Raw genomic sequence first — 9,056 nt, forward strand, 5'->3', positions numbered from 1 at the left:
CATCAGGACGACGCAGGAGACGCTGCGCGCAATCTGCCCCGACGTGCCGGAAACCAGGCCGGTCGAGTTCGCCGGGTTCGGCAAAGCCTCCTGAAGCTCCGCTGCGGATTGAACGCCAAATCGACGCGGGAAAGTGCCGATCCGCGACCACTCGCGGTCGGAAAAAATAGCCCCCGATTTTCCCGATGAATCACATTTGTTCGCGGGCAGCGATTGATCCGTATTCGGTTTTGTGATCACATGATCACAAGGGAGCAAAAGCGTCGTGTCTGGTTATTTTCTCTACCATTCGATCGGGACGTTCCCCGGCAAGGCGGAGCGCATGACTGCTGCCCTGTCGGAATTCTCGGGCGTCTGGTCGGCGGAAGATGACGGCCAGTGGCCGGCGGCCCTTGCCGCGCGGCAGCGCTTCGTCGAGGCCTGGGGCCGGCTGATCGATGCCCCGCAAGGCCCCCTGACAACCGCCGAGAACGTCACGTCAGCGCTCTATAGTCTGATCGGCGGCCTGCCGTCCGAGCGTCTAGCGGGAAAGCGCCTGCTGGTCGCGGCCGACTGTTTCCCGAGCCTGCACTTCCTGCTTGCTGGACTTGCCGAGCGCTTCAACTTCGTGCTCGACACCGTGCCGCTGCGGCCGGGCGAGAGCTGGGTCCGCGACGAGGATTTCATCGCCCGCTGGCAGGACGATGTCGGTCTGGCCTTGCTGACCTTCGTCACCTCCACGGCCTCACACCGCTGCGACGTGGCGCGGCTTGCCAAGCATGGCCGGGAGATGGGCAGCATCGTCGGTGTCGACATTACGCAAGGCGTCGGCGTGGCGCCCTTCTCGATTGCGAAGACGCCGGTCGATTTCGTCGTCTCGACCTCGTTGAAATGGCTGTGCGGCACTTCGGGCGCCGGCATCCTGCAGGTGGCGCCCGATCTGCTGTCCGCCTGCCGGCCGGAACTTCGCGGATGGTTCAGCCAACCGAACCCGTTCTCCTGGGATCTCGACAGTTTTTCCTATGCAAGCGATGCGCGACGTTTCGACCATGGCACACCGGCCATCCTGGCCAGTGTCGCATCGCTGCCCGGCCTTGAATGGGTCGCAAAAACAGGTGTCGACGCCATCCGCTCACAGAATGCCAGCATGACCGAGCGCATCATCGGCTGCGCGCTGGACAATGGCTGGGTGGTCCGTACGCCGCTCGATACAGACAAGCGCGGCGGCAGCGTCATGCTGACCTTGCCGCAAGGCGTCGACCCGGTGAAAACGGTGTCGGCGCTGCGCAGTGAGCGACTTTACTGCGACGCGCGCGGCGCGACGCTCAGGCTGTCGCCCGGTATGGTCACCACGGACGACGCGGTGGACGCACTGCTGGCGCGTCTGCAGCAGTTGATCGGCTCGCGACAACGCCGCGCATCCTGACTCAGGCGCCGCCTCGCCTGCAGTGTCCGGAATACGGCGCTGAAAAGGGGCGGAAGTGAAAAGCGCCACAGGGAGTGGCCGAACCAGAGGGAACGAAAATGAGCTTCACTCGCCGTAATTTGCTTCTTCTCGCTGCCGCCATCGGCATTGCCGCCGGCCCGGTTGCCGCCTATGCCCAAGAGACGCTGAATGTCGGCGCCTATCCGACCAATCCGCCCTTCGAATACAAGAACGAAAGCGGCACCTTCGAGGGCTTTGAAGTCGACATCGTCAACGAGGCGGCCAAGCGCATCGGCATGACCACGGAAATCGCCGATCTCGGATTTCAGGCCCTGTTCGCCGCCACCACGTCGAAGCGCATAGACGTTGCCATCTCCTCGATCACGATCACGCCGGAGCGGCTGAAGTCGCAGGCGTTCACGCAGCCCTACTATGATTCCGACATGGGCATCGCCGCCAAGGCGGACAGCCCGATCAAGTCCGAGGCCGACCTCAAGGGCAAGATCATCGGCGTGCTGTCCGGCTCGACCGGGGAAGCCTGGACCAAGCAGCACCAGGAGGCCGGCGGGTTCAGCGAGGTGAAGGGTTACGACACGCAGCAGAACCTGCTGCTCGATCTCAGCGCCGGTCGCGTCGACGCAGCGGTCAGCGACATCCCAGGCCTGGAATATTCCTTCACCAGGATGAAGGACCTCGCCGTAAAAGTGCGTATCAAGACTGGCGAGCAGTACGGCCTGATGATGGCCAAGGACCACCCGCTGCTCGGCAAGCTGAACGACGCACTGACGGCGATGAAGAAGGACGGCACGCTGGCCGCGATCCACAAGAAGTGGTTCGGCAGTGACGCACCCGCCGATTCTTCGACCGTCAAGGAAATGCCTATCCCGAAGGCCTGAGCAGCAGCGGCTGAAATCGAGCCGGCTTTCCACACCGGCACGATTTCACGGACAGCGTTGCGCGCCCTCCTGGACGTGCAACGGACGCCGTAGCCCTTCGACTTTCACGCATGATCCGCTCCGAAACCCGATTTCTGGTTTCGGCAGCATGCTTTAGCGTCGCGGGACGCCAAATCTTTCGGGAATGCTCCCCATGTCGCTGCTCGAGACCTTCTTCAACGCCGATGTCATGATCTCCAGCCTGCCGGCGTTGCTGCGCGGCTTCCTGAACACGCTGCTGCTCGGGCTGTTGAGCATCGGCATCGGTATCCCCGTCGGCCTGGCGATCAGCCTGATGCGCCTCTACGCGCCAAAGCCGCTGCGGCTGCTGGCGGTCGGCTATATCGATATTTTCCGGGCGATGCCGGTGCTTGTCGTGCTGATCCTGATCTATTACGCGCTGCCGTTCCTCGGCATACGCCTGTCATCCTGGACCTCCGCGGTGACGGCGTTCGCCATCATCATGGCAGCCTATTCGGCCGAGGTGTTCCGCTCCGGCATAGAAAGCATTCCGCGCGGCCAGTTCGAGGCGGCGCAGGCACTCGGCCTGCCGTTTTTACTGACCTTGCGCAAGGTGGTGCTACCGCAGGCGATCCGCGTCGTCATTCCGCCGATGACCAGCAACTGCGTTTCGATGTTCAAGGACACCTCGCTCGCCTCAACAGTGGCGCTGCCCGAACTGCTGAAGGAAGCGACCAACGCGCAGTCACTCTACGCCAACCCCTCGCCGCTGATCGGCGCGGCGCTGGTCTATCTCATCTTTCTCTGGCCGATGGTCCGTCTCGTCAGCCTGCTGGAACGCCGCTTCAAAACCGAAAAAACCCGCTGACGTCGCCAGCTTCCCCATCTGCATCTGTCACCTTCCCCATCTGCCAATTTTCATATCTGTCAGGCACTTCGCAGGAGACCATCTTGAACAAGCATCAGCCCCACAATGCGAACGACGTCTCCGCAATCTTCCCGGTCGACACGATCCGCGCCATGTTTCCAGCCCTGCAGCAGGCCGGCGACTTCATCTTCATGGACAATGCCGCCGGCGCGCAGATCCCGCAAAGCGTGCTCGATGCGGTGACCAACCATCTGATGGCGCACAATGTGCAGCGCGGCGGCCGCTATAGCCGCAGCGTCGCCGTCGACCAGGCGATCGCCGATGCGCGCGAAAGCGTGGCGCTGCTGATCAATGCCTATAGCCCTGCGGAAATCTGCTTCGGCATGAACGCCACCTCGTTCATCCGCCTCGTCAGCCTCGGCATCGGCCAGATGCTTGGAGAACGCGACGAGATCGTCATCACCGACATGGACCATGACGCCAACATCGCCACCTGGCTGGCGCTGGCGCCCGCTGGCGCCAAGTTCAAATGGTGGCGGATGCGCGACGACGGCAATCTCCATGTCGACGATTTGCGCCCGCTTATCTCCGACCGCACCCGGCTTGTCGCCTGCACCGTCACCGCGCATTCGATCGGTTCGATCGTCGATGTTGCTGCAGTGGCTGACATCGCGCATGCGGCCGGCGCCGAAGTGTTCCTCGACTGCGTGCACTACGGGCCGCACGGACTGATCGACGTGCAGGCCTGGGATTGCGACTATCTGGTCTGTTCAGGCTACAAGAATTTCTCGCCGCATATGGGCTTCCTGTGGGGCCGCTTCGAGACGCTGAAGCGCCTGCCGACCTTCCGCGAGGATTTCATTCCCGACGAGCCGCCCTACAAGGTCGAGGCCGGCACCTTCATCTACGAGAACGTCTCCGGCATGGACGCGGCCGTGCAATATCTGGAACTGATCGGCCGCAACTTCCTGGCCGAGAACAACCGGTCTCGGCGCGACAACCTCGTCGCCGGCATGAATGCCATCCGCGACTATGAGCTGGTGCTGGCGCGCGAAATGCTCGGCGTGCTCAAGGAGTGCGGCGCAACGATCTATGGCGTCGCCGACGAAGCCCGCCTCAACGAGCGGGTGCCGACCTTCTGCTTCAACATCGGCACGCTGTCGCCGCAAATGATCGTCGAGGCGATGGCCGAGATGCAGATCGGCATCCGCGACGGCCATATGTATGCGCCGCGGCTGATGAAGCGGCTGAACCTCAGCATGGACAGCGGCGCCATCCGCGCCTCGCTGGTGCATTATAACACGGTCGGGGAAGTCCGGCGCTTCGGCGAGGCGCTGCGCGCCGTCATCGCAAAGCTGTCTTGATCGGCGTCTGGAGCGAGATGCATTTAGGTTGAACTCTCGCTCTATCTGTTTTTAGCCGCGCGAGTGCTTCCACTTGGCTGCAAAACGCTCCAGGTCAAAACTCGATTATCTTGCAGCCGCCAATGGCTAAGAGGCGTCAGGAACGCGCCAGGTCAGCTCGTTGCGGAGAAACTGGCCGAACACCCGCTATGGCGCAAAGCGGTCGCTCGTCACATCAGCACTCCATTGCATTCCGCCTCTCGGCGATAGCAGCCATCGTCTCAGGTTCGATGCACGGATCACGCGCCGCCGCTGCATGCGATTGCGATAGGGATGTACAATTCTCAGTAATCGGCGCCATCATCCACAGTTGGTCTTGGCAGCGCACAGGCCGTGCAGGACTCGCGAACATCCCTTCGGCAGGCACTCTCGCGTTGAGCTGGCCCGCACGCCACAGGGACCGGTGAAGCGCTTGGAGAGCACCATGACGAAGGCGATCGCACCGACCGAGGCAGTGAGAGTGGAAGACCTCGATGATGCGGCATTGGTCGATCGCGCGCAACAGCGCGACGGGGCTGCTTTCTGGTTGATCATAAAGCGTCACAACCAGCGCCTTTATCGAATCGCTCGCGCCGTCCTGGATGACGACGCCGAGGCGCAGGACGTGCTCCAGGAGACCTACATCCACGCCTTCATGCATTTGTCCGAATTCCGCGCGGAGGCACAGCTCTCCACCTGGCTCACCCGGATCACGCTGAACGAGGCGCTGGGCCGCCGCCGGCAAAGGCGACCGACGGTCGACGTAAAGGCGATCAAAGCCATGCCCGCTCCGTTCAGCGCATACAACGCTGACCCGGAGGAGGCATCCGCCCTCGCCGAGATCCGCCGCCTGCTGGAACGCGCGGTCAGTGACCTTCCGGAGCACTTTCGCATCGTGTTTGTTATGCGCGATGTCGAGGAAATGAGCACTGAGGAGACGGCCCTCCTTCTCGGTTTGCGACCTCAGACCGTGAAGACTCGGCTGCATCGCGCGCGCCGGCTGCTGCGTGAGACGCTGCGCGACAAGCTTGCCACCGTGTTTACCGACACCTTTCCCTTTGCGGGCGCGCCTTGTGACCGCCTCATGCAATCGGTCCTCGACCGGCTTGGAATTAGTCTTCTGCAATTGCAGGCTCACTAGGCGGCAGAGCGACCGAGCACGGGTTGTGCGAGTCGTGCCGACTTCATCTTCAATCGCTCCTCGAAGGTCCTCCGGCGGGCAGCGGGGAAGTCGGGAACCTTTTGACAGTTGGGACCATCCAATGCTCATCGGCCGCAGAGCGCCGATGAAGATCTGTGTTGGATGCGGCCAACCATGGAGGCTGCCGACCGGCAAATCTATTAGGGAGGACTGCCAATGCTCATGCGTGTTAAGGTAATCGCCTGCTTTTCCGTTCTCGTGCTCTCCTCAACTCTGATACCGACCGCTGCCCAAATGAGCGCGAAGGGATCGACAAGCGGGAAGGATTTTGACGACGCGGCCGCTGAGCAGGCTGAGCGGTATCTTGAAGAAGGCCGCGAGACATTCCGCTTCGATACGTTCGGCAGCGAGGATTTCTGGGGTGGAAGGCTCAAGCTTCACGACGCGATCGCTGGCGATAAGCTAGGTGGCGCAGGACCAGGGCTCAGCCCGCAAAAGGCCCTCGAACTCGGCCTGAAGGTCGATGTGAACGCCATCCCGAAGGATGTGGCCGAGGCACTTAACAAAGGTGAAGTCGATCTCGCGGACCCGGCCAGCACGCTTCTCCTGCTCAAAGCCAACGCCGTTGTCGGAGTAACCGGTTTTTTTGGCGAGGACGGGAAGACGCTGACTTCCGTCGGCATTCAGTGCGCGGTGTGCCATTCGACGGTCGACGACTCATATGCGCCGGGCATCGGGCACCGACTCGACGGCTGGCCCAACCGAGACCTCAATATAGGGGCGATCGTGGCCTTGGCGCCGGATCTGACCGCCTTTGTAGAAATGCTGCAGATCCCCGAAGCGGAGGTGAAGAAGGCAGTAGAGGCTTGGGGGCCGGGAAAATTCGATGCGGAACTGAATCTCGATGGCAAGGCCTTCCGGCCAGACGGCAAGACTGCCGCCACGCTCAATCCGCCGGCCTTCGGGCTAGCGGGCGTAAACAACCACACGTGGACCGGCTCCTGGGGGACGGTGAGCTACTGGAACGCCTACGTCGGCAATCTCGAAATGCATGGGAAAGGCGTGTTTTACGATCCGCGGCTGGACGACGCCGAGAAGTATCCGGTCGCCGCCAGAACGAAGCAAGGCCACAAGCAGGACAGCGAAGACCGGATTACTGCCAAGCTGCCCGCCCTCCACTTCTACCAGCTCTCTCTGCCAACCCCAAAGCCGCCGGAAGGCTCCTTCGACGTTGCCGCTGCAGAGAACGGGATGGCGCTGTTCAACGAGAAGGCCAGATGCGCCACCTGCCATGTCCCGCCAATCTTCACGGAGCCGGGCTGGAACCTGCACACGGCGGAGGAGATCGGGATCGACGATTTCCAAGCGATGCGCTCTCCTGACGAGAGGTACCGAACCGCGCCGCTGCGTGCCCTGTGGGATGTCGAGAAGATCCACAAAGGCGGGTTTTACCACGATGGGCGGTTCGCCACGCTTGGTGACGTACTCGAGCACTACAACAGTCATCTCGGCCTCAATCTGACCGATCGGGAAAAGAGCGATCTAATCGAGTATCTGAAATCGATTTGATCTGAGGTTCGGCGTGAATTCGGTATTCCCTTTGCCAGTGCTAATGGGCTCGCTTCTTACATTGCGGGTCCGCCTGTGACACGAGGGGCCGGAACCACGCCGAAGAGTGTGGCGCCATACCAGAATTCTCCAATTCAGAGGCGCCGCTGCGGCAAGGTGAACCCATTTCCTGAAGCCGAACGCGTGCGAGATCGTCGCAGGCGAGATCAGCCCGGATGGCGGGTGCCGCTTTCGCGAACCGCTGCCGGCCTGAGGGATTGATCGGTTCACAACAAGGACTGCTTTTCCGCCTAATCCAGACCTGCTGCTCTGCTTGTTGAAGGTCGCGAATGGGTCAAACTCGGTCATGCAGAGTAGTTTGACTAGGCGGCCTTCTTCTTCGCCAGCCTCGCCTTGATCGAGGCAACGTCGGCGCGCGGCGTCGCCGCAAACAGCGTCTTGGTGTAGCTGTGCTTGGGGTCGGCAAAGACCTCGTCGCGCGAACCGTATTCGACGGCCTCGCCGTAATACATGACCATCACGTCGTCGGCGATGTAGCGCACCACCGACAGGTCGTGGCTGATGAAGACATAGGTCAGCTTGAATTCGTCCTGCAGGTCGGCGAGCAGGTTGAGCACCTGCGCCTGCACCGACAGATCGAGCGCCGAGACCGGCTCGTCGAGCACCAAAAGGCTTGGATTGAGCATCAGCGCGCGGGCAATGGCGATGCGCTGGCGCTGGCCGCCCGAGAACATGTGGGGGTAGCGGTTGTAGTGTTCGGGGCCGAGGCCGACCTTCTTCAGCATCTTCATGGCGAGATCGCGCCGTTCGGCGGCCGGCTTGTCGGTGTTGATGAGCAGCGGCTCGCCCAGCACGTCGCCGATCTTCTGGCGCGGATTGAGCGAACCATAAGGGTTCTGGAAGACGATCTGCACCTTGCGGCGCATCTCCTTCGTCAAGCCATCCCTGGCGATGTCGACCTTGTTGCCGTCGATGAAGAGTTCACCTGATGTCGCCGGATCGATCAGGGTGATGATGCGGGCGAGCGTTGACTTGCCGCAGCCGCTTTCGCCGACGATGGCCAGCGTCTTGCCCTTGTCGACGCTGAAGGAAACGCCCTTGACCGCATGCACCGTGCGCGAGGGACGAAACAGGCCGCCGCCGACATGATAGTCGCGCACGATGTTCTTGCCTTCGAGAACCGTCACACTCATGGCGCGGCTCCCGTTGCAGTCCCGGCTCCCGCAGCAGAGGGTGCCGGTTCAAACAGCATGTCGGAAATGGTCGGCAGCCGGTCGCCGACGGCGTTTTCCGGCAGCGCCGACAGCAGCGCGCGCGTGTAGTTGCTCTTCGGCTGCTCGAACAGCGACAGCACGTCTGCCTCCTCCATTTTGTGGCCCTTGTACTGGACGATGACGCGGTCCGCGGTCTCGGCCACGACGCCCATATTATGGGTGATCATGATCAAGCCCATGCCGTATTTGGCCTGCAGGCCAACCAAAAGGTCAAGGATCTGCTTCTGGATGGTAACATCGAGCGCGGTGGTCGGCTCGTCGGCGATCAACAGCTTCGGATTGCAGGCAATGGCGATGGCGATCATGACGCGCTGGCACTGGCCGCCCGACATCTGGTGCGGGAACGAGTTCAGCCGCTCTTCCGGATCGGCAATGCCGACCAGCTTCATCAGTTCGATGGCGCGGGCCCGGCGCTGGGCGCGGTCCATGCCCATATGGAAACGCAGCACCTCCTCGATCTGGAAGCCGGCGGTGAAGCATGGATTGAGGCTGGCGATCGGCTCCTGGAAGATCATCGAGAT

8 protein-coding genes are annotated in these 9,056 nt (G+C 61.9%); 6 read left to right on the forward strand and 2 right to left on the reverse strand.

Features of this window, described 5'->3' with window-relative positions; genetic code table 11:
* Positions 1-265: 265 nt before the first annotated feature.
* The 6 genes from EOA86_RS11095 to EOA86_RS11120 all read left to right on the forward strand — a co-directional run bounded on the left by EOA86_RS11095 (position 266) and on the right by EOA86_RS11120 (position 7,261).
* On the forward strand, positions 266-1,405 hold the full coding sequence (locus tag EOA86_RS11095) for an aminotransferase class V-fold PLP-dependent enzyme (RefSeq protein ID WP_128341661.1): 1,140 nt from the start codon (positions 266-268) through the stop codon (positions 1,403-1,405).
* Between the two features lie 98 nt (positions 1,406-1,503).
* Positions 1,504-2,301 carry an ABC transporter substrate-binding protein gene (locus EOA86_RS11100; RefSeq protein WP_127210654.1) on the forward strand — a complete coding sequence of 266 codons (798 nt, stop codon included), beginning with the start codon at positions 1,504-1,506 and terminating at the stop codon, positions 2,299-2,301.
* A 193-nt stretch (positions 2,302-2,494) separates the two neighbouring features.
* Positions 2,495-3,169 (forward strand): amino acid ABC transporter permease, encoded by a 675-nt coding sequence (locus tag EOA86_RS11105; RefSeq protein WP_065005955.1) that lies wholly within the window; start codon positions 2,495-2,497, stop codon positions 3,167-3,169.
* An 83-nt stretch (positions 3,170-3,252) separates the two neighbouring features.
* Positions 3,253-4,533, forward strand: coding sequence for a cysteine desulfurase-like protein (locus tag EOA86_RS11110; protein ID WP_127210655.1), 1,281 nt, complete (start codon positions 3,253-3,255; stop codon positions 4,531-4,533).
* 463 nt (positions 4,534-4,996) lie between these two features.
* Positions 4,997-5,692, forward strand: a complete 696-nt coding sequence (locus EOA86_RS11115; RefSeq protein ID WP_127210656.1) for an RNA polymerase sigma factor — start codon at positions 4,997-4,999, stop codon at positions 5,690-5,692.
* A gap of 525 nt (positions 5,693-6,217) precedes the next feature.
* A complete protein-coding gene (locus EOA86_RS11120) occupies positions 6,218-7,261 on the forward strand; it encodes a hypothetical protein (protein WP_245497215.1) in 1,044 nt (347 codons plus the stop codon).
* Positions 7,262-7,623: 362 nt separating this feature from the next.
* Here the strand turns inward: EOA86_RS11120 and EOA86_RS11125 are convergent, their stop codons facing one another.
* Positions 7,624-8,454, reverse strand: a complete 831-nt coding sequence (locus tag EOA86_RS11125; protein ID WP_128341665.1) for a dipeptide ABC transporter ATP-binding protein — start codon at positions 8,452-8,454, stop codon at positions 7,624-7,626.
* A partial coding sequence (locus EOA86_RS11130; protein ID WP_164891680.1) for an ABC transporter ATP-binding protein occupies positions 8,451-9,056 on the reverse strand: 606 nt, incomplete at its 5' end. The genes EOA86_RS11130 and EOA86_RS11125, both read right to left, overlap by 4 nt.

This window comes from Mesorhizobium sp. M5C.F.Ca.IN.020.32.2.1 (genome assembly GCF_004023105.1).
GTDB lineage: Bacteria > Pseudomonadota > Alphaproteobacteria > Rhizobiales > Rhizobiaceae > Mesorhizobium > Mesorhizobium wenxiniae.